The sequence below is a fragment of the Pseudomonas sp. WC2401 genome, assembly GCF_041200115.1.
GTDB classification, from domain to species: Bacteria; Pseudomonadota; Gammaproteobacteria; order Pseudomonadales; family Pseudomonadaceae; genus Aquipseudomonas; species Aquipseudomonas fragi.
On record NZ_CP165623.1, the window covers coordinates 4,768,031 to 4,786,549 of the forward strand.

The following is an 18,519-nucleotide window of genomic DNA, read 5'->3' on the forward strand; positions in this document are numbered from 1 at the left end:
AATAAAAAAGCCCGTCAGATGACGGGCTTCAAAACGCGTAAGACAAATGCCTTCAGAGCGGCTTGCCACGGTTGCCATGCTGGCTGACAAAGGCTTGTACAGCCTTGAGGTCATTGGCCAACACGGTGTAGCGCTCTTCTCGCTCAAACAAGTCAGAAAGGTGTGACGGCAGCTCCAGCGCTTTACCTACGCCAGCTTTTTCAACCGCATCCGGGAACTTCACCGGGTGCGCCGTGCCCAGGATCACCATCGGAATATCCAGGCTGCGACGGCATTCACGCGCTGCATGCACACCGATGGCCGTATGCGGATCGAGGACTTCGCCGGTTTCAGCAAACACCTGGGCGATGGTTTCGCAGGTTTGTTCGTCATCCACTGCCAGCGAGTCAAACAGACGGCGTGCTTCGGTCCAGCGGTCTTCTTCAACGCTGAAGTTGCCGGTTTGCTTGAAGGCATCCATCAGGCCCGCAACAGCGGCGCCATTGCGACCGTGCAGGTCGAACAGCAGGCGTTCAAAGTTGGACGACACCATGATGTCCATCGACGGCGACAGGGTCGCGTGCAGGGTGTCCTTGGCATACTGGTTGCCGCTCATGAAGCGGTGCAGGATGTCATTGCGGTTGGTGGCCACGATCAATTGATTGATCGGCAGGCCCATGTTGCGCGCCAGGTAACCGGCGAAGATATCGCCGAAGTTGCCGGTAGGCACCGAGAACGACACGGAACGGTGCGGCCCGCCCAGTTGCAGGGAGGCGTGGAAGTAGTAAACGATCTGGGCCATGATCCGCGCCCAGTTGATCGAGTTCACGGCCACCAGGCGGGTGCCCTTGAGGAAACCCTGGTCAGCGAAGCTGGCCTTGACCATTTCCTGGCAGTCATCGAAGTTGCCTTCGATGGCGATGTTATGGATGTTGTCACCGAACAGCGTGGTCATCTGCCGACGCTGTACTTCCGACACCCGGTTGTTGGGGTGCAGGATGAAAATATCGACGTTTTCGCAGTGCTTGCAACCTTCGATCGCCGCCGAACCAGTATCCCCGGAGGTGGCGCCGACGATCACTACACGCTCGCCGCGTTTTGCCAGTACATAGTCGAGCAAGCGGCCGAGCAGTTGCAGGGCAAAGTCCTTGAACGCCAGGGTCGGGCCGTGGAACAGCTCCAGCACCCACTCGTTGCCGTTGAGCTGACGCAGCGGCGCTACAGCGGCGTGGGAAAACGCGCCGTAGGTTTCTTCGAGAATCTTTTTGAAGTCAGCATCCGGAATGCTGCCGGTCACGAACGGACGCATCACCCGGAAGGCCAGCTCGTGGTAAGGCAAACCGGCCCAGGAAGCGATTTCTTCCTGGGTAAAGCGCGGCAGGTTTTCCGGCACATACAAACCGCCATCACTGGCCAGACCGGCCAGCAACACATCTTCAAAATTCAGGGCCGGTGCCTGGCCACGGGTACTGATATAGCGCATGGGTTCAAACCTTCGGTTCGAGCGGCAAGCGGTTTAGCTACAGCGGCAAGAAAAATGCAATCTGGCTCTTGCTTGCCGCTTGTAGCTTGTAGCTTGCAGCTCTTGATTAATTAAGATGCTCAACGCGGATGCGAACAACCGGGCCCACAACGCCTTGCAGCGCCTCAAGCGCGGCGATGGCATCGTTGATGTGCTGCTCGATCACGCGGTGGGTCAGCAGGATCATCGGCACCAGGCCGTCATGCTCTTCGACTTCTTTCTGCATGATCGATTCGATATTGATGCCGCGCTCGGACAGGATGCTCGCCACTTGTGCCAGCACACCCGGGTGGTCCTTGGCCTGGATACGCAGGTAGTAGGCACTTTCGCACGCTTCGATCGGCAGGATAGGGTGATCGGACAGCAGATCCGGCTGGAAAGCCAGGTGCGGTACGCGGTTTTCCGGGTCGCTGGTCATGGCACGCACCACGTCCACCAGGTCGGCAACCACTGACGAAGCCGTTGGCTCCATGCCGGCGCCGGCGCCGTAGAACAGGGTCGAACCGGCAGCATCGCCGTTGACCATCACGGCGTTCATCACGCCATTGACGTTGGCAATCAGGCGGTCAGCCGGGATCAGCGTCGGGTGGACCCGTAGCTCGATGCCGTTGGCCGTGCTGCGTGCAACACCCAGATGCTTGATGCGATAGCCCAGCGCTTCTGCGTAATTCACGTCAGCGGTTGTCAGCTTGGTGATGCCTTCGGTGTAGGCCTTGTCGAATTGCAGCGGGATACCAAAGGCAATCGACGCCAGAATGGTCAGTTTGTGCGCGGCATCGATACCTTCGACGTCGAAGGTCGGGTCGGCTTCGGCATAGCCCAGCGCTTGCGCTTCAGCCAGCACGTCTTCGAACGTGCGGCCTTTTTCGCGCATTTCGGTGAGGATGAAGTTACCGGTGCCGTTGATAATGCCCGCCACCCAGTTGATGCGATTGGCCGAGAGGCCTTCACGGATCGCCTTGATCACCGGGATGCCGCCTGCAACGGCCGCTTCGAACGCAACGATCACGCCCTTTTCCTGGGCCTTGGCGAAGATTTCGTTACCGTGAACGGCAATCAGTGCCTTGTTCGCGGTCACGACGTGCTTGCCGTTTTCGATGGCTTTGAGCACCAGTTCGCGGGCGATGGTGTAACCGCCGATCAGCTCGATAACGATGTCGATTTCAGGGTTGGTCGCAACAGCGAATACATCGTTGGTAATGGGGGTACCGGTAATGTCGCACTGAGGGTTTTGCGTACGCATTGCAATTTGCGCAACCTGGATACCACGCCCGGCACGGCGGGCAATTTCCTCGGCGTTACGCTTTAGTACGTTAAAGGTGCCGCCACCGACGGTCCCGAGCCCACAGATACCTACTTTGACCGGATTCACGCTGAACTCCCCATAAAACGGCCGACTCAAGGTCGGCCGTGGAAAACAACCGTGGATTGCCACGGTTCTCTAATGAATGGCCGGGCAGCTGAAGCGCCCCGCCATGATCGTCACAGGCTTAGCGTGACGACGCTGGATTATTTAACACTCAGTGCCAGCTTGCCAACCTGCGCAGCAGGCTGATAACCCGGAATCACCTGACCGTCAGCCAAAACGATGGCTGGCGTGCCATTGACGCCGATGGACTGGCCCATGGCGAACTGCTTGGCAACCGGGTTGGCGCATTTTGGCGCCTCGACCGTTTTGCCATCAGTCATCTTGTCCATCGCCGCTTTTTTGTCCTTGGAGCACCACACCGCCTGCAACTGCTGGTCACCCGGCGAACCGAGGCCCTGACGCGGGAACGCTACATAGCGCACTTCAATGCCCATTTTGTTCAGTTGCGGGACTTCGGCGTGCAGCTTGTGGCAATACGGGCACGTTGTATCGGTAAAGACCGTGATATGCGACTTAGTTTCGCCGATGGCAGGGTAAACGACGGTTTCTGCCACCGGGATACCATTGATCAACTTGGCCACGCCAACGCGCTCGGCCTGCTCGGTCAGGTTGACCGGCTTGCCGTCCTTGAGCTGGAACATATAGCCCTGGACGATGAACTGACCGTCAGCACTGGCGTACAGCACGCGGCTGCCCTTGAGCTTGACTTCATACAGGCCGGCCAACGGGCTGGCACTGATGCTCTCGACCGGCACATCCAGCTGCAGGGTTTCGAGGCTCTTGCGGATGGCTTGTTCGGCGCCGGTATCGGCGAACGAGAAGGTGCTGACCAACGCAATGGCTGCGGCGGCAAAAATCTGGATCACACGCATGGGAACTCCTGAAGACGGGCAAAGCGGCCAACCCCGATACCCGTCCTGAAACAGCGGGTTTGGGCGGCGCGCTTTCTAAACCGGCAAAGCCTACCACAGATGGCCTGCATGGCCGACCCTGACTGACGCAAGACACCTAGCCACGCGGGTGATGGAGGGCATGCAGGTCCTGCAGGCGGGCACGGGCAACGTGGGTGTAAATCTGCGTCGTCGACAGGTCGCTGTGCCCCAGCAGCATTTGCACCACACGCAAATCGGCGCCGTGATTGAGCAAATGGGTGGCGAAGGCATGGCGCAGGGTGTGTGGCGACAGCGACTTGTCGATCCCGGCCACCCTGGCCTGATGCTTGATGCGGTGCCAGAAGGTCTGGCGGGTCATTTGCTCCCCGCGCAGGCTGGGGAACAGCACATCACTGGGGCGACCGCCGAGCAGCTCATGACGGGCATCGCGCATGTAGCGTTCAACCCGCACGATGGCCTCCTCCCCCATCGGCACCAGACGCTCCTTGCTGCCCTTGCCCATCACCCGCAAAACGCCCTGGCGCAGGTTGACCTGTTCCAGGGTCAGGCTGATCAGCTCGGTTACCCGCAGGCCGCAGGCATACAGCACTTCGAGCATGGCCCGATCACGCTGGCCGATGGCCTCACTCAAGTCGGGTGCAGCGAGCAATGCCTCAACGTCCGCTTCCGACAGGGACTTAGGCAATGGCCTGCCCAACTGCGGCATATCTACCTGCAAGGTAGGGTCGATGGCAATCAGCTTTTCTCGCAGCAGATAGCGGTAGAAGCCACGCGCACCGGAGAGAAAACGCGCCGTTGAGCGTGGCTTGTAGCCCTGCTCCAGACGCCAGGCCAGATGATCGAGGATCAACTCGCGCCCGGCACTGGCCAGGGGGATATCGCGCTCCTGCAACCAGCCATTGAACAAGGCCAGGTCACTGCGATACGCGTTGCGGGTGTTGTCCGACAGGCCCTTTTCCAGCCACAGGGCATCCAGGAAACGGTCGATAAGTGGGTCGTCTATAGCGGGCATTGGCTCTCGAAACGCACAGGCCGAAGGCTGCGCACAAATAAAAAGTGAACTGCAAAAGTGAGCGCTAGTCTTTCATGGCTGGCGGATGCCATAAACCCCAAGTTTTAACAGGATGACCTTATGACCGAACAACAGATTCTGCTGTCTTTCGGCGGCATCGGCATCGCAGCCCTGGGTTCCCAATGGCTGGCCTGGCGCCTGAAGCTGCCGGCCATCCTGTTTTTGCTGTTGAGCGGGATCCTGGTCGGCCCCGTGCTGGGCTGGCTGGACCCGCAGGAGCTGTTCGGCCCCCTGCTGATGCCGCTGGTTTCCCTGGCGGTGGCATTGATTCTGTTTGAAGGCAGCCTGACCCTGCACCTGTCGGAGTGGCGCGAAATCGGCACTGTGGTGCATCGCCTGGTGACCATCGGTGCTCTTTCGACCTGGGCGGTGATCACCCTCGCCACCCATTGGCTGCTGGGTTTTGACTGGCTGCTGGCGCTGCTGTTCGGCACCCTGACCCTGGTCACCGGGCCTACGGTGATTGTGCCGATGCTGCGCGTGGTGCGGCCCAAGGCGTCGATTGCCAATATCCTGCGCTGGGAAGGCATCGTGATCGACCCGATTGGCGCGCTGCTCGCGGTGGTGGTCTACAGCTTTATTATCGCCAGCGCCACCGGCGAGGGCCTGAGCCACAGCCTGCTGACCTTCGCCGGGGTGATTGTATGCGGCAGCCTGTTTGGCATCGTGGGCGGCTGGATCATGGGGCAGATCGTACGCCACCAGTGGCTGCCAGAGTACCTGCACAGCCTGGCCACGCTGGCGGCGGTGCTGGCCGTGTTTATCGGCGCCAATACGGTGATGCATGAGTCCGGCCTGCTGGCGGTCACGCTGATGGGCATGTGGATGGCCAATATGAAAGGCGTGGATGTGCGCAACATCCTGCACTTCAAGGAAAACCTGAGCATCTTCCTGATCTCGGGGCTGTTTATCCTCCTCGCAGCGCGCCTGGACCTGAACGCGATGATCGGCCTAGGCCCCGTGGTGCTGGTGTTGCTGCTGGTCATTCAGTTCATTGCCCGGCCGCTGAACGTGGTGCTCTCGACCTTTGGCTCGAAACTGAACTGGCGCGAGCGGGCCTTGCTGGCCTGGATTGCCCCGCGCGGGATCGTCGCGGCAGCCGTTTCAGCAATTTTCGCGATCCGCCTGGATGAAGCGGGCCATCAGGGCGCCCTGCTGCTGGTACCCCTGACCTTTGCGGTGATCATTGGCACCGTGGTATTGCAAAGCGCTACGGCACGCCCCCTGGCACGCTTGCTCAAGGTGGCAGAGCCCGCGCCCAGCGGCTTTTTGATCGTCGGCGCCAATGGCCCTGCCCGGCTCATTGGCAAAGCCCTGCAACAACTCGGCAGCCGTGTGCTGCTGACGGACTCCAACTGGGAGAATATTCGCGCAGCGCGTATGGAAAACCTGCCCACTTACTTTGGCAATCCGGCCTCGGAGCACGCCGAAAGCCATCTTGATCTGGTGGGCCTGGGGTACTTGCTCGCGCTGTCACCTTCTGGCGAGCTGAACACCCTGGCGGCGGCACGCTTTCATCATGAGTTCGGGCCACAGCGCCTGTTTGCCTTGACCAATGGCCAGGAGATCCGCCGCACCGACAAGCACCGTGCCAGCCATGAATACCGCGGGCAGGCACTGGGCAACCCGGCGCTGACTTACGGCCAACTGGCCAGTGAATTGAGCCAGGGAGCCGAGCTGTACAGCACCAACCTGACCGACAACTTCACCTGGGAAGACTACCTGGCCCTGCACGGTAAACGCCTCACCCTGCTGTTCGCCCGCGACAACAATGGCTGGGTGCATGTGGTGACACCTGACAGCGATTTGAAACCAGGCAGCGGGTGGACGTTGCTGGCGTTGATCAGGCAGCAGGGCTGAAGTTTCACCTTCCTCGTGGGAGCGGGCTTGCTCGCGATGGCATCCCTGCGGTGTGCCAGCCAGACCGCAGCGCTTGCATCGCAGGCAAGCCGGCTCCCACAAGTAACGGGCTGCTCACAAAACTGCGCAATGCCGCTTTACGGGGCAAAGCCCGGCAACACCGGCACCGGGCGCTTGTCTTCGTCGATGGCGACAAAGCTGAACACGCCCTGGATCGCCAGCTCACGGCTGTCGCAACTCATGCTTTCGACATACACCTCAACTTCAACCTTGAGGCTGGTGTTGCCAACTTTAACCACACGCCCCACCAGTTCAACAATGCAGCCAGCGGCAATCGGGTGGTTGAAATCAATACGGTCCGTGGACACCGTCACCAACGGCAGACGGCAAAAACGCGTTGCGGCAATAAACGACACTTCGTCCATCCACGCCAGCGCAGTACCGCCAAACAAGGTGTTGTGGTGATTGGTGGTCGAAGGAAATACCGCTTTGGTGATGCGTGTAACGGACAGATCTGTACGGCGTTGAATCTCTTGCTCACGCGAATTCATGCTTACTAACTACCTACAACTGGACAAAGGTCTGACAAATCTCAGGCAACAAAAAAGCAGCCCGAAGGCTGCTTTTTTCTGCATCGGGAAGCTGGACTTAAGCCAGTTTTTCCTTGATGCGAGCTGCTTTACCCGACAGGTCGCGCAGGTAGTACAGCTTGGCTTTACGCACGTCACCGCGACGCTTAACAGCCATGCTGTCGATTTGCGGGCTGTAGGTCTGGAAAGTACGCTCTACGCCAACACCGTTGGAGATTTTACGAACAGTGAAAGCACTGTTCACGCCACGGTTACGCTTGGCAATCACTACACCTTCGAAAGCTTGCAGACGCGAACGATCGCCTTCCTTCACTTTCACCTGAACGACAATGGTGTCGCCCGGGGCAAAAGGAGGGATCTCTTTAGTCATCTGCTCTGCTTCGAGTGCAAGGATGATTTTGTTAGTCATGCTGTGCTCCTAAGGTAGATCAACTGATCTACCATCGATACGTTGTTAACTATCGTCCCGCTCGCGGATGTATTCCTCGAGCAGCTTCTTCTCTTCTCCAGAAAGCGAGCGGCTTTCCAGAAGATCGGCGCGTCGTTCAAAGGTCCGCCCAAGGGACTGCTGTAAACGCCAACGCCGGATGTGTGCATGATTGCCACTAAGCAATACGTCGGGAACACGCTGATCCGCATACACCTCCGGTCGGGTGTAGTGCGGGCAATCCAGCAAACCATCCGTGAAGGAATCTTCCTCCGCGGAGTCCGCATGCCCTAAAGCTCCAGGCAGCAGTCGTGTAACCGCATCAATCAGAACCATCGCCGGCAGCTCGCCACCAGAGAGAACATAGTCACCAATCGACCACTCTTCATCGACATAAGCGTCTATAAAACGCTCGTCAATGCCTTCATAACGACCTGCAATAAGGATTAATGCTTCCTCATTCGCCAGCTCGCGTACCGCCGACTGATTCAGTTGACGGCCTTGGGGCGACAGGTAAATCACCTTCGCCGCCTCTCCGGCTGCTTCTCTGGCCTGAACCAGTGCATCTTCCAGAGGCTTGATCTTCATCACCATGCCCGGACCACCGCCAAATGGGCGATCATCCACAGTGTGATGTCGATCCGTTGTGTAGTCTCGCGGGTTCCAACAAGTCAGCTGCAAGAGCCCTTGTTTCACCGCACGACTAGTGATGCCGTAGTCGCTGATGGCGGAAAACATTTCGGGAAACAAACTGATCACTTCTACGCGCAATTTAGCCACGCTTAGAAGTCCGCATCCCAATCCACCTTCATCTCGCCAGCGGCAAGGTCGACGCTCAGCACGCATTGCTCTGTATAGGGCAACAAGCGATCGCGATCATCCAGGCTACCTGGGCAAGGTTTGACTTCCATGACATCGTTCGAGCCAGTTTCCATCAGGTCAACAATCTTGCCGAGCAATTGCCCTTCAAGGTTGGTCACCTTCAGTCCCTGCAGCTGGTACCAGTAGTACTCGCCGTCGGTCAGTTCAGGAAACAGGTTACGCGGCACGCAGATTTCGAATTCACGAAGAAGACCAGCTTCATCACGGTCATCGAGACCCTTGAGCTTTACAACCAGAAACTTGCCGTTATGAGAACGGCCACTGACCAGCTCTGCCTGTCGTACATCATTACCGCGCCGAAGCGTCAGTTTTTTGTAGTCCAACAGGTTATCAATTGGATCCGTAAAGGAATAAACCTTCACTTCGCCGCGCACGCCGTGAATTGAGTAGATTTTGCCGATAACGATCAAATCATCAGCAGTTTCAGGCGTCACGCTCATATTGCTCAGGCCGCAACCTTAGCTTTTTCGTTCTCTTTAACCAGCTGAGCAACACGCTCAGACAGTTGAGCACCAACGCTCAGCCAGTAGGCGAGGCGGTCTTCTTTAACGGAGAAACGGATTTCCTGACCACGGGCAACCGGGTTGAAGAAACCAATTTGTTCCTTGTGGGAACCGTCACGTGGGTTACGGCTGTCGGTAACGGTCAAGTGGTAAAACGGGCGCTTTTTGGAGCCGCCAAGGGCAAGACGGATTGTTAGCATGTGAACATCGTTCCTGTAGTCGGTGCTGCAAATCTAAAGGCACAGCGGGCATAGGTGCCCGAAAGGCCGCATATTCTAAGGAATATCCGGACTTTTGCAAATGTCTTTTTCTGGCGCCTATCGGCATGCCGTACAGACTTGCAACTAGGTCACCACGAATGGTGACAGGTCAGCTCCCGCACAGTGCGGGTTTGCCGGGTGTCTCGCATTGCTGCGAGTTGCCCGCACGCAAGCGTGCGGGCGGGTAAATTACATTTTTGGCATGCCGCCGCCGGGCATCATCGAGCCCATGCCGCGCATCATTTTGGCCATCCCACCCTTGGTGGAGAACTTTTTCATCATCTTTTGCATCTGCTTGTGCTGCTTGATCAAGCGACCGATGTCCTGCACCTGAGTGCCGGAACCCATGGCAATCCGGCGTTTGCGCGAACCGCTGATCAGCTCAGGGTCGCGGCGCTCGGCCGGGGTCATGGAATTGATGATGGCTTCCATCTGCTTGAACTGCTTTTCAGCTGCGCCCTGGGCATTGCCCATTTGCGCCAGATTGACCCCGCCCATGTTCGGCAGTTTGTCCATGAGGCCGCCAAGGCCGCCCATGTTCTTCATCTGTTGCAGCTGGTCGCGGAAGTCTTCGAGGTCGAAGCCTTTGCCTTTTTTAAGCTTTTTCGCCAGTTTGTCGGCTTTGTCTTTATCGAGGGTCTGTTCGGCCTGCTCGATCAGGCTGAGCACGTCGCCCATGCCGAGGATGCGCGAGGCGATACGGTCCGGGTGGAACGGCTCGAGCGCATCGCTCTTCTCGCCCATACCGATGAACTTGATCGGCTTGCCGGTAATGGCACGCACGGACAACGCGGCACCGCCACGGGCATCACCATCGACCTTGGTCAGGATCACGCCGGTCAGCGGCAGGGCATCACCGAAAGCCTTGGCGGTGTTGGCCGCATCCTGGCCGGTCATGGCATCCACGACAAACAGGGTTTCTGCAGGCTTGACGGCCGCATGCAGTTCCTGGATCTCGGCCATCATCTCGGCATCGATATGCAGGCGACCTGCGGTATCGAGGATAACCACGTCGATGAACTTCAGCTTCGCTTCAGCAATGGCTGCGCGAGCGATGTCTACCGGCTTCTGGCTCAGGTCGGACGGGAAGAAGGTAACCCCGACCTCATTGGCCAGGGTTTCCAGCTGCTTGATCGCTGCCGGACGATAAACGTCGGCCGAGACCACCATCACGGTTTTCTTTTTGCGCTCTTTAAGGAAGCGCGCCAGCTTGCCAGCGGTGGTGGTTTTACCCGCACCCTGCAAACCGGCCATCAATACAACGGCTGGCGGCGTGACATTAAGGACCAGGTCCTCGTTGGCAGCGCCCATCAGGCTTTCCAGCTCGGCCTGGACGATCTTCACAAACGCCTGGCCCGGCGTCAGGCTGCGGGACACTTCAGTGCCTACAGCGCGCTCTTTGACCGCGTTGACGAAGTCCTTGACGACCGGCAACGCCACGTCGGCTTCCAGCAACGCCATGCGTACTTCACGCAGGGTGTCTTTGATATTGTCCTCGGTCAGCTTGGCCTTGCCGGTGACATGGCGCAGCGTCTGCGAGAGACGATCGGTTAAATTTTCAAACATGCGCGATCCTTTCAGGCCCAAAGTAGACCGGGGTTATTGCGGCCCAGCCCGTGTAAAACTGATGCTCGGCGAGCCTGCGGCGTGGGCAGGTCGCGGATTATAGCGAAGACTGGCCGCCTCCGACACCATGCCGTCGGCTTATGTGGTCTTTCGTGTACAGGCGGTTGTATGCCAAACTCAGTCCTTTCGGGCTTGTCTAACAGGATTTATGCTCCCCTTGTCACCCAGCTTGCTACCCAGCCTCGCCGCCGCCTGCTTGTATGCCGCTGCGACCTTCTATCAGGGCTCTTGTCTGCGCCAAGGCGCAAAGGCAAACAAACGCCTGTTGGTGACGCTCGGCATTCTTGCCGTGCTCGCCCACGCCGCCAGCCTGTTTACCCACCTGATGACGCCTGCCGGCCTCGAACTGGACTTTTTCAGTGCGGCCAGCCTGATTGCCGTGGCCGTTATCAGCGTGACCCTGGTTGCTTGCGCACGCATCCCGGTCGAGAACCTGCTGCTGCTTTTATATCCGCTGGGCATGTTGACGGTATTAATGTCCGAATTCGCTCCACCCGGCACGGTTCAGGTCATTAATGAAGAGCCGGGCATTCTCGCGCATATCCTGCTGTCGATCCTGGCCTATGGCATGTTCACCATTGCGGTGTTCCAGGCGCTGCTGCTGTCGCTGCAGAACTATCAGCTCAAGCACAAGCACCCCAAGGGCCTGATCAAGAACTTCCCGCCGCTGCAAACCATGGAAAGCCTGCTGTTCGGCTTCCTCTGGGCTGGCTGGTCGCTGCTTTCGCTGTCGCTGATTTCCGGCTGGCTGTTCCTGGGCAATCTGTTCGCCCAGCACCTGGTGCACAAAACCCTGCTGGCCTGCCTGGCATGGATCGTATTCAGCGTGTTGCTGTGGGGCCGTCACCACCTCGGCTGGCGCGGCCACAAAGCCATCCGCTGGACGTTTGCCGGTTTTTGCCTGCTGATGCTGGCCTACTTTGGCAGCAAGCTGGTTCGTGAATACATACTGCATATCTGACGGGCGATAATTATGGATAGCTTGCCCCCCGGGCCGATTCTGGCGGCCTCGGCACTGTTGATTGCTGGAGCCGGCATCCTTGTCGGCTATGTACTGGGCAAGCGCGGCGCGGCCGCAAGGCGCGCGCAAGCCCTGCAGCCACGCGAAGAACTGCCCCAGCAGCAGGACGAGCAATCCAGCAGCCGCCCGCCATTGCTGTCCGGCATCCATGCGCTGGACAACATCACGGTCAATGACATCCTGATCCCGCGTAGCGAAGTCGAGGGCCTGAACCTCGACGACCCGATCGACGAGCTGATCGAACAGCTGCGCCAGACCACGCGTACCCGCCTGCCGGTGTTTCACAACGACATCAACCAGGTCGAAGCCATCCTCAACACCCGCCACATCCAACACATGCTGCCCGACGCCAGCCTGACCAAAGAGGCATTGCTGGCCGTTTGTCACGAACCCTACTTCATCCCCGAAAGCACCCCGCTGCAATTGCAACTGCTGAACTTCCACAAGCAGCAGCGCCGGCTGGGCGTGGTGGTCGATGAATACGGCGAAGTACTCGGCATCGTGACGCTTGAGGACATCCTCGAAGAGATCGTCGGCGAGTTCGAAGACGAGCAAAACATCGACAACCCGCATATCGACCCCCTGCCCGACGGCCGTTATGTGGTCGATGGTGCCGCCTCCATTCGCGAGTTGAACAAGGCCCTCGGCTGGCACCTGCCCTGCGACGGCCCCAAAACCCTCAACGGCCTGGTCACCGAAGCGCTGGAAACCATCCCCGAAACCACTGTATGCCTGAAAATCGGCGGCTATCGCCTGGAGATCCTCCAGACCGAAGAAAACCGCGTCAGCCGCGTGCTGATCTGGCACAACAGCGTCAAGCCCGCGGTTTAATCGCCGCGCAAGGTCTTGTTACATTTGAACGGGCCTCCCTATAATCTTCCTCGCTTACCCAAGCCTCGCCGACCCGCGTGTTACCCACACCCTGCGCTGTCGGCGCGTTGCTTTACGCAGTACCTGCGTACGTTCCCATCCTGAACTGCGCTTGCACCCTGTTATCCCTCAGGGCCAACGACCATAAAAATTGCTCGCCATGTCACGCCGCAAGGGCAGGCATCGGCCACAGCTCATAACTGTCAGGGATATACGCATGACCTCCAGCACCACCTACAGCGAAGCTACGCCCGACAAACCGGTCAACTCCGCGACCCGCGTAGCCACGGCCAGCTTTATCGGCACGGCCATCGAGTTCTATGACTTCTATGTGTATGCCACCGCCGCAGCACTGGTCATCGGCCCGGTATTTTTCCCGCAGACCTCCGGCACCGCACAAATGCTGTCGGCGTTTCTGACCTTCGGTATCGCCTTTCTCGCCCGCCCCCTGGGTTCCTTCCTGTTCGGCCACTTCGGTGACCGCATCGGGCGCAAATCCACCCTGGTGGCCTCCCTGCTATTGATGGGCGTGTGTACCACGCTGATCGGCGTGCTGCCGGGCTATGCCACCATCGGCGCCTGGGCCCCGATCCTGCTGTGCGTGCTGCGCTTCGGCCAGGGCCTTGGCCTTGGCGGGGAATGGGGCGGCGCGGCATTGCTGGCCACCGAGAACGCCCCCAAGGGCAAGCGCGCCTGGTATGGCATGTTTCCGCAACTGGGGCCTTCGATCGGCTTTCTGGCGGCCAACGGGCTGTTTCTGATTCTGGCCATGAGCCTGAGCGATGAGCAGTTCCGTTCCTGGGGCTGGCGCATTCCGTTCCTGCTCAGCGCTGCACTGGTGATGGTGGGCCTGTATGTACGCTTGAAGCTGGAAGAGACCCCGGTCTTCGCCAAGGCCGTGGCGCAACACGAACGGGTGAAAATGCCGATTGTCGAGTTGTTCAGCCAGTACTGGGCGCCGATGCTGCTGGGCGCGGCATCGATGGTGGTGTGTTATGCGCTGTTCTATATCTCGACGGTATTTTCCCTGAGTTATGGCGTTGCCACGCTGGGCTATACCCGCGAAACCTTCCTCGGCCTGCTGTGTTTTGCCGTGCTGTTTATGGCGGCGGCCACCCCGCTGTCGGCCTGGGCCAGCGACCATTATGGGCGCAAGCCGGTGCTGGTGGTTGGCGGCGTGCTGGCGATTTTGTCCGGCTTTTTGATGGAACCCCTGCTCACCCACGGCACCACCTGGGGTGTGGCGCTGTTTCTGTGCATTGAGCTGTTTCTGATGGGGGTGACATTCGCCCCGATGGGCGCCCTGTTGCCGGAACTGTTCCCGACCCGCGTGCGCTACACCGGTGCGTCGGCGGCTTACAACCTGGGCGGGATTGTCGGCGCCTCGGCGGCACCGTTCTTTGCCCAGAAACTGGTGAGCATGGGCGGTTTGAGCTGGGTCGGCGGGTATGTGTCGGGCGCAGCGATTCTCAGCCTGATAGCCGTGCTGTGCCTGAAGGAAACCAGAGAGGCGGACCTGAACAAGGTCGCGTAAAGAAACACTCAACCTGTGGGAGCGGGCTTGCCCGCGATTGCAACGCCTCGGTACATCAGATGTACCCAGTCGCTTGAATCGCGGGCAAGCCCGCTCCCACAAGGGTTTTTACAGTTCTACAACTACCGCTTTGGCCGCACGGGCGGCTTTGGCGCGGGCGGCTTCGATCGACTCGTCACGCGCCAGGGCCACGCCCATGCGGCGCTGGCCGTTCACCTCTGGCTTGCCGAACAGGCGCAAGGCCGTATCCGGCTCGCTCAGGGCTGCACCCAGGTTGGCGAACGCGGTCTGGGTCGACTGCCCTTCCACCAGAATTACCGCCGAGGCCGATGGCCCGAACTGGCGGATCAACGGAATCGGCAAACCCAGAATCGCCCGCGCATGCAGTGCAAACTGCGACAAGTCCTGGGAAATCAGGGTCACCAGGCCGGTATCGTGGGGGCGCGGCGAGACTTCGCTGAACCACACCTGATCGCCCTTGATAAACAGCTCTACACCAAACAGGCCGCGACCACCCAGCGCCTCGGTAACCGCCCTGGCCACACGCTCGGACTCGGCCAGCGCAATCGGGCTCATGGCCTGTGGCTGCCAGGACTCCTGATAGTCGCCCTTCTCCTGACGGTGACCGACCGGTGCGCAGAACGTGGTGCCGCCCACATGGCGCACGGTCAGCAGAGTAATTTCGTAGTCAAAGTCGATAAAGCCTTCAACGATGACCCGTCCTTTACCCGCCCGGCCGCCTTCCTGCGCGTAATCCCACGCAGCTTTTACATCATCGGCGCTGCGCAGCAGGCTCTGGCCCTTGCCCGACGAACTCATTACCGGCTTGACCACACACGGGAAGCCCAGGTCCAGCACGGCAGCGCTGTAATCTTCGAAGGTGTCGGCAAAGTGGTACGGCGAAGTCGGCAGGTCCAGCTCTTCAGCGGCCAGACGGCGAATGCCTTCGCGGTTCATGGTCAGCGAGGTGGCGCGGGCAGTCGGGATGACGGTAAAACCTTCAGCTTCCAGCTCGACCAGGGTCGCGGTGGCGATGGCTTCGATTTCCGGGACGATAAAGTGCGGTTTTTCAGCTTCGATCACGGCACGCAGGGCGGCACCATCGAGCATGTTGATCACATGGCTGCGGTGGGCAACCTGCATGGCGGGTGCATTGGCATAGCGATCGACAGCGATCACTTCGACCCCCAGGCGCTGCAATTCGATGACAACTTCTTTGCCCAGCTCACCGCAGCCACACAACATGACGCGGGTCGCAGTGGGCGACAGTGGAGTTCCGATACGGGTCATTTCAGGTCCTCAAGGAAACAAATCATCGAAGGCACTGACCACGCCAGCGCCTGCAGGGGGATACAAAGGCCGGCATTTTACATGACTAGACCGCGGCTTTGCGTAAACGCCAGGCCATCGCCAGCCATACACAGGTAACACCGGCGAATTTCGACGCCATGGCGATAATGATGACGCCAGGGGTGAACGCATCGATCATGCCGAAGAAGATAAAGGTATCGATCGGGATGCTCAGCGCGGAGCTGATCCACAGGCGGTCATGCAGTGGTCGCTTGGTGATGCTGAACACCAGCCAGTCGATGCACTCGGAAACGGCGAAAGCCGTCGCGCTGGCCAGGGCTATGGAAGGATCGGAGGTGATGTATGACAGCACCAGCGCCGCCAGCATGGCCAGCAGGGCGCCGTGGCCGAAGCGGGTTTGCACCATGTCGCGCAATACAAAGACCAGGCCACCCCAGGCCGACCAGATAATGTCCAGGTGCGGCGCCGTGGAAAACGCGAAGTTAATCAGCACGACGCTGGCGATATAAGCGAGAAGAAACAGCATGGCAGCGGGCGACACCTCTGAATAAGGCGCACAGGGTACTTGAGTCACAGTCGATTTTGTACCCGCGACATTCCCCTGTGGGAGTGGGCTTGCTCGCGATGGCATCAGCGCAGTTTGCCTGACAGGCCGCGGCGCCTGCATCGCGGGCAAGCCCGCTCCCACCAAAAAGAAGAGTTGTCAGCTACCGGAACCCAGCATCCACACCACGCCACTGGCCTTGGCCCGCTCATGGCACAACACCAGCACTTCGCGACGTTCCGGGTTGGTCATGCGGCTCCAGCGGGTAATTTCTGCCACGGTGCGCTGGCAACCGCTGCACACGTCATCGTCGTCCAGCGCGCAAATGTTCACACAGGGCGAGGCGACCGGGCGCTCTGCTTCTGTCATTGCTCCTGCACCTCAAGCTCACGGGCATAACGCTGGCCGTTCTTGACGTAATGGGCCGCGCTGGCCTCCAGCAGTTTTTTCTGTTCATCCGTGAGGTCGCGCACCACCTTGCCCGGCGAGCCCATGACCAGCGAACCGTCCGGGATTTCCTTGCCCTCGCCAATCAGCGAGTTGGCGCCAATGATGCAGTGCTTGCCGATTTTGGCGCCATTGAGGATCACCGCATTGATCCCGATCAGGCTGTAGTCGCCCACCGTACAGCCATGCAGCATGGCGTTATGGCCGATGGTCACGCCGGTGCCGAGGGTCAGCGGGTAGCCCATGTCGGTATGCATTACCGCGCCATCCTGCACATTGCTGTGCTTGCCGATCAGGATCAGCTCGTTGTCACCGCGCAACACGGCGTTGAACCAGACACTGGCGCCCTCCTCCAGTCGCACCTTGCCAATCAGGGTGGCTGTGGGTGCGGTCCAGCTTTCGGGGTGGGTTTCGACGAGCGAGTCGCCCAGACGGTATTTCATGGGATGTCCTCAAGGCAGGCGTGGCCGTCTGCAGACGGCTCTAGATTGGAATGGAACGTTCAGGCGGGGTGTGCAGGTTGATATTGACGTCGTCATAGAGCAGATTCATCAGCTCCACGATCATGATAGCCGTCAGCCCCCAGATTTTGTAAACGCCAAAACGGTAGCTCGGCACATACCAGCTGCGGCCCTGGTAGTCGATGCGATGGGTATGCTCGCGCGGGTCCTGGCGGAAAAACTCCAGCGGCACGCTGAACACGGCGGCGATTTCGGCATCATTGGCCAGATACTCAACGTAGTCAGGGACCAGACCGACATAAGGAGTGACGCGAATACCGTGCAACGAGATCAAGGGGCTTAGCGGCCCGATCACCTCGACCAGCCCCGGCGGCAAGCCGATCTCTTCTTCGGCCTCACGCAAGGCGGTGAACACCAGATCGGGGTCTTCCGGGTCGCGGCGCCCGCCCGGAAAAGCCACTTCACCACCGTGGGTCGACAACCCGCTGGCACGCAGGGTCAGAATCAGTTCAGGCTCAGAACTGCGGGTCACCGGCAACAACACCGCAGCTTCCGGGAAATTCCGTTCTGTTTCCAACGTCCGTGGGGTATAGCGGCTCACACGGCCAAGCAGCTCGTCCAGCATAGGTCATCTCGATCCGTCACTTATCGGGCATCATGCACCAAATCGTACCGGGCACCCAAGTCCTACAGTGTCGCAGGCCGCCATGCCGCACTTGCCGCCAGGCCGCTTCACCCCCCAAGATAGGCACCAGAGCCAGAGACCCCAGCATGAAATTTTGCAGCCAGTGCGGCCATACCGTCAGCCAGCTTGTCCCCTTGGGCGATTCACGCCTGCGGTATGTCTGCGACCATTGCCAGACCGTTCATTATCAAAACCCCAATATCGTCGCTGGTTGCGTGCCCGTGTGGGGTACCCAGGTGCTGTTGTGCCGCCGCGCCATCGAGCCGCGCAAAGGCTACTGGACCCTGCCCGCAGGCTTTATGGAGAACGGCGAGACCGTCGAAAACGCGGCCCGGCGCGAAACCCTTGAAGAAGCCTGTGCCGTGGTTGAGAACCTGGCCATCTACACCTTGATCGATGTGCCGCATATCAATCAGGTGCATATTTTCTACCGCGCCGACCTGCTGGGCCCGGACTTCGCAGCCGGTGAAGAGAGCCTTGAAGTGCGCCTGTTTGAAGAAGCCGACATCCCTTGGTCAGAGCTGGCTTTCCGCACGGTCAGCCGTACCTTAGAATGCTTTTTCGCTGACCGCCCGGGCGCCATCTACCCCGTGCGCAGCGAGGCTGTACCACCCCTGGCCAGCCTCAACAAACCCCAACAATAATGCTGATTGCCTAGTACCT

At 59.4% G+C, this 18,519-nt stretch carries 19 protein-coding genes and 1 pseudogene; 5 read left to right on the top strand and 15 right to left on the bottom strand.

The window, feature by feature from the left end:
- Nucleotides 1-52: 52 nt before the first annotated feature.
- The 4 genes from thrC to xerD all read right to left on the bottom strand — a co-directional run bounded on the left by thrC (nt 53) and on the right by xerD (nt 4,775).
- The gene (thrC, locus tag AB3G35_RS21875; RefSeq protein ID WP_016781923.1) at nt 53-1,462 is read right to left on the bottom strand and encodes a threonine synthase; all 1,410 of its coding nucleotides are present in this window, start codon (nt 1,460-1,462) and stop codon (nt 53-55) included.
- A 106-nt stretch (nt 1,463-1,568) separates the two neighbouring features.
- Nucleotides 1,569-2,873 carry a homoserine dehydrogenase gene (locus AB3G35_RS21880; RefSeq protein WP_369782139.1) on the bottom strand — a complete coding sequence of 435 codons (1,305 nt, stop codon included), beginning with the start codon at nt 2,871-2,873 and terminating at the stop codon, nt 1,569-1,571.
- Between the two features lie 137 nt (nt 2,874-3,010).
- A complete protein-coding gene (locus AB3G35_RS21885; RefSeq protein WP_016781921.1) occupies nt 3,011-3,742 on the bottom strand; it encodes a DsbC family protein in 732 nt (243 codons plus the stop codon).
- Nucleotides 3,743-3,878: 136 nt separating this feature from the next.
- Nucleotides 3,879-4,775 carry a site-specific tyrosine recombinase XerD gene (gene xerD, locus AB3G35_RS21890; RefSeq protein WP_106115756.1) on the bottom strand — a complete coding sequence of 299 codons (897 nt, stop codon included), beginning with the start codon at nt 4,773-4,775 and terminating at the stop codon, nt 3,879-3,881.
- A gap of 120 nt (nt 4,776-4,895) precedes the next feature.
- On the opposite strand from xerD, the gene AB3G35_RS21895 reads away from it, so the two are divergent.
- Nucleotides 4,896-6,695: a sodium:proton antiporter gene (locus AB3G35_RS21895; RefSeq protein ID WP_196883990.1), complete on the top strand. Its 1,800-nt coding sequence runs from the start codon at nt 4,896-4,898 to the stop codon at nt 6,693-6,695.
- Nucleotides 6,696-6,832: 137 nt separating this feature from the next.
- Here the strand turns inward: AB3G35_RS21895 and AB3G35_RS21900 are convergent, their stop codons facing one another.
- The 6 genes from AB3G35_RS21900 to ffh form a co-directional block, all read right to left on the bottom strand.
- Nucleotides 6,833-7,246 (bottom strand): acyl-CoA thioesterase, encoded by a 414-nt coding sequence (locus AB3G35_RS21900; protein WP_016781918.1) that lies wholly within the window; start codon nt 7,244-7,246, stop codon nt 6,833-6,835.
- 97 nt (nt 7,247-7,343) lie between these two features.
- Complete coding sequence (rplS, locus tag AB3G35_RS21905) at nt 7,344-7,694, bottom strand: 50S ribosomal protein L19 (protein WP_003440273.1); 351 nt, start codon at nt 7,692-7,694, stop codon at nt 7,344-7,346.
- 45 nt (nt 7,695-7,739) lie between these two features.
- A complete protein-coding gene (gene trmD / locus AB3G35_RS21910) occupies nt 7,740-8,492 on the bottom strand; it encodes a tRNA (guanosine(37)-N1)-methyltransferase TrmD (protein ID WP_003440270.1) in 753 nt (250 codons plus the stop codon).
- 2 nt (nt 8,493-8,494) lie between these two features.
- Nucleotides 8,495-9,034, bottom strand: a complete 540-nt coding sequence (rimM, locus tag AB3G35_RS21915; RefSeq protein WP_048363294.1) for a ribosome maturation factor RimM — start codon at nt 9,032-9,034, stop codon at nt 8,495-8,497.
- A 5-nt stretch (nt 9,035-9,039) separates the two neighbouring features.
- Nucleotides 9,040-9,297 carry a 30S ribosomal protein S16 gene (gene rpsP, locus AB3G35_RS21920; RefSeq protein WP_016781915.1) on the bottom strand — a complete coding sequence of 86 codons (258 nt, stop codon included), beginning with the start codon at nt 9,295-9,297 and terminating at the stop codon, nt 9,040-9,042.
- 249 nt (nt 9,298-9,546) lie between these two features.
- Nucleotides 9,547-10,923 carry a signal recognition particle protein gene (gene ffh, locus AB3G35_RS21925; protein ID WP_016781914.1) on the bottom strand — a complete coding sequence of 459 codons (1,377 nt, stop codon included), beginning with the start codon at nt 10,921-10,923 and terminating at the stop codon, nt 9,547-9,549.
- A gap of 208 nt (nt 10,924-11,131) precedes the next feature.
- Here ffh and AB3G35_RS21930 point away from each other — a divergent pair, with 208 nt between their 5' ends.
- The 3 genes and pseudogenes from AB3G35_RS21930 (at nt 11,132) to AB3G35_RS21940 (ending at nt 14,408) form a co-directional block, all read left to right on the top strand.
- Complete coding sequence (locus AB3G35_RS21930; protein WP_016781913.1) at nt 11,132-11,944, top strand: inner membrane protein YpjD; 813 nt, start codon at nt 11,132-11,134, stop codon at nt 11,942-11,944.
- 189 nt (nt 11,945-12,133) lie between these two features.
- Nucleotides 12,134-12,835, top strand: a pseudogene (locus AB3G35_RS21935) (transporter associated domain-containing protein); the annotation flags it as partial.
- A gap of 256 nt (nt 12,836-13,091) precedes the next feature.
- Nucleotides 13,092-14,408, top strand: a complete 1,317-nt coding sequence (locus tag AB3G35_RS21940) for an MFS transporter (RefSeq protein ID WP_369782140.1) — start codon at nt 13,092-13,094, stop codon at nt 14,406-14,408.
- 108 nt (nt 14,409-14,516) lie between these two features.
- Here the strand turns inward: AB3G35_RS21940 and purT are convergent, their stop codons facing one another.
- The 5 genes from purT to AB3G35_RS21965 form a co-directional block, all read right to left on the bottom strand.
- Nucleotides 14,517-15,698, bottom strand: a complete 1,182-nt coding sequence (gene purT, locus AB3G35_RS21945; RefSeq protein WP_203304290.1) for a formate-dependent phosphoribosylglycinamide formyltransferase — start codon at nt 15,696-15,698, stop codon at nt 14,517-14,519.
- A gap of 85 nt (nt 15,699-15,783) precedes the next feature.
- The gene (locus AB3G35_RS21950) at nt 15,784-16,245 is read right to left on the bottom strand and encodes a VUT family protein (RefSeq protein ID WP_016781909.1); all 462 of its coding nucleotides are present in this window, start codon (nt 16,243-16,245) and stop codon (nt 15,784-15,786) included.
- Between the two features lie 177 nt (nt 16,246-16,422).
- Nucleotides 16,423-16,632, bottom strand: a complete 210-nt coding sequence (locus tag AB3G35_RS21955; RefSeq protein ID WP_016781908.1) for a DUF1289 domain-containing protein — start codon at nt 16,630-16,632, stop codon at nt 16,423-16,425.
- Nucleotides 16,629-17,153 carry a gamma carbonic anhydrase family protein gene (locus AB3G35_RS21960; protein WP_016781907.1) on the bottom strand — a complete coding sequence of 175 codons (525 nt, stop codon included), beginning with the start codon at nt 17,151-17,153 and terminating at the stop codon, nt 16,629-16,631. Before AB3G35_RS21960 ends, AB3G35_RS21955 begins: the two co-directional genes overlap by 4 nt.
- A gap of 40 nt (nt 17,154-17,193) precedes the next feature.
- Nucleotides 17,194-17,796 carry a CoA pyrophosphatase gene (locus AB3G35_RS21965; protein ID WP_016781906.1) on the bottom strand — a complete coding sequence of 201 codons (603 nt, stop codon included), beginning with the start codon at nt 17,794-17,796 and terminating at the stop codon, nt 17,194-17,196.
- 146 nt (nt 17,797-17,942) lie between these two features.
- Here AB3G35_RS21965 and AB3G35_RS21970 point away from each other — a divergent pair, with 146 nt between their 5' ends.
- Nucleotides 17,943-18,500 (top strand): NUDIX hydrolase, encoded by a 558-nt coding sequence (locus AB3G35_RS21970; protein ID WP_016781905.1) that lies wholly within the window; start codon nt 17,943-17,945, stop codon nt 18,498-18,500.
- Nucleotides 18,501-18,519: the final 19 nt, after the last annotated feature.

What these genes read in the sequence shown, in the direction of transcription:
- AB3G35_RS21960 (WP_016781907.1), bottom strand. Translation starts at nt 17,153, where the DNA reads ATGAAATACCGTCTGGGCGACTCGCTCGTCGAAACCCACCCCGAAAGC.
- AB3G35_RS21930 (WP_016781913.1), top strand. Translation starts at nt 11,132, where the DNA reads ATGCTCCCCTTGTCACCCAGCTTGCTACCCAGCCTCGCCGCCGCCTGC.
- rimM (WP_048363294.1), bottom strand. Translation starts at nt 9,034, where the DNA reads ATGAGCGTGACGCCTGAAACTGCTGATGATTTGATCGTTATCGGCAAA.
- AB3G35_RS21955 (WP_016781908.1), bottom strand. Translation starts at nt 16,632, where the DNA reads ATGACAGAAGCAGAGCGCCCGGTCGCCTCGCCCTGTGTGAACATTTGC.
- rpsP (WP_016781915.1), bottom strand. Translation starts at nt 9,297, where the DNA reads ATGCTAACAATCCGTCTTGCCCTTGGCGGCTCCAAAAAGCGCCCGTTT.
- AB3G35_RS21900 (WP_016781918.1), bottom strand. Translation starts at nt 7,246, where the DNA reads ATGAATTCGCGTGAGCAAGAGATTCAACGCCGTACAGATCTGTCCGTT.
- xerD (WP_106115756.1), bottom strand. Translation starts at nt 4,775, where the DNA reads ATGCCCGCTATAGACGACCCACTTATCGACCGTTTCCTGGATGCCCTG.
- ffh (WP_016781914.1), bottom strand. Translation starts at nt 10,923, where the DNA reads ATGTTTGAAAATTTAACCGATCGTCTCTCGCAGACGCTGCGCCATGTC.
- AB3G35_RS21895 (WP_196883990.1), top strand. Translation starts at nt 4,896, where the DNA reads ATGACCGAACAACAGATTCTGCTGTCTTTCGGCGGCATCGGCATCGCA.
- purT (WP_203304290.1), bottom strand. Translation starts at nt 15,698, where the DNA reads ATGACCCGTATCGGAACTCCACTGTCGCCCACTGCGACCCGCGTCATG.
- rplS (WP_003440273.1), bottom strand. Translation starts at nt 7,694, where the DNA reads ATGACTAACAAAATCATCCTTGCACTCGAAGCAGAGCAGATGACTAAA.
- thrC (WP_016781923.1), bottom strand. Translation starts at nt 1,462, where the DNA reads ATGCGCTATATCAGTACCCGTGGCCAGGCACCGGCCCTGAATTTTGAA.
- AB3G35_RS21965 (WP_016781906.1), bottom strand. Translation starts at nt 17,796, where the DNA reads ATGCTGGACGAGCTGCTTGGCCGTGTGAGCCGCTATACCCCACGGACG.
- AB3G35_RS21950 (WP_016781909.1), bottom strand. Translation starts at nt 16,245, where the DNA reads ATGCTGTTTCTTCTCGCTTATATCGCCAGCGTCGTGCTGATTAACTTC.
- AB3G35_RS21940 (WP_369782140.1), top strand. Translation starts at nt 13,092, where the DNA reads ATGACCTCCAGCACCACCTACAGCGAAGCTACGCCCGACAAACCGGTC.
- AB3G35_RS21885 (WP_016781921.1), bottom strand. Translation starts at nt 3,742, where the DNA reads ATGCGTGTGATCCAGATTTTTGCCGCCGCAGCCATTGCGTTGGTCAGC.
- AB3G35_RS21970 (WP_016781905.1), top strand. Translation starts at nt 17,943, where the DNA reads ATGAAATTTTGCAGCCAGTGCGGCCATACCGTCAGCCAGCTTGTCCCC.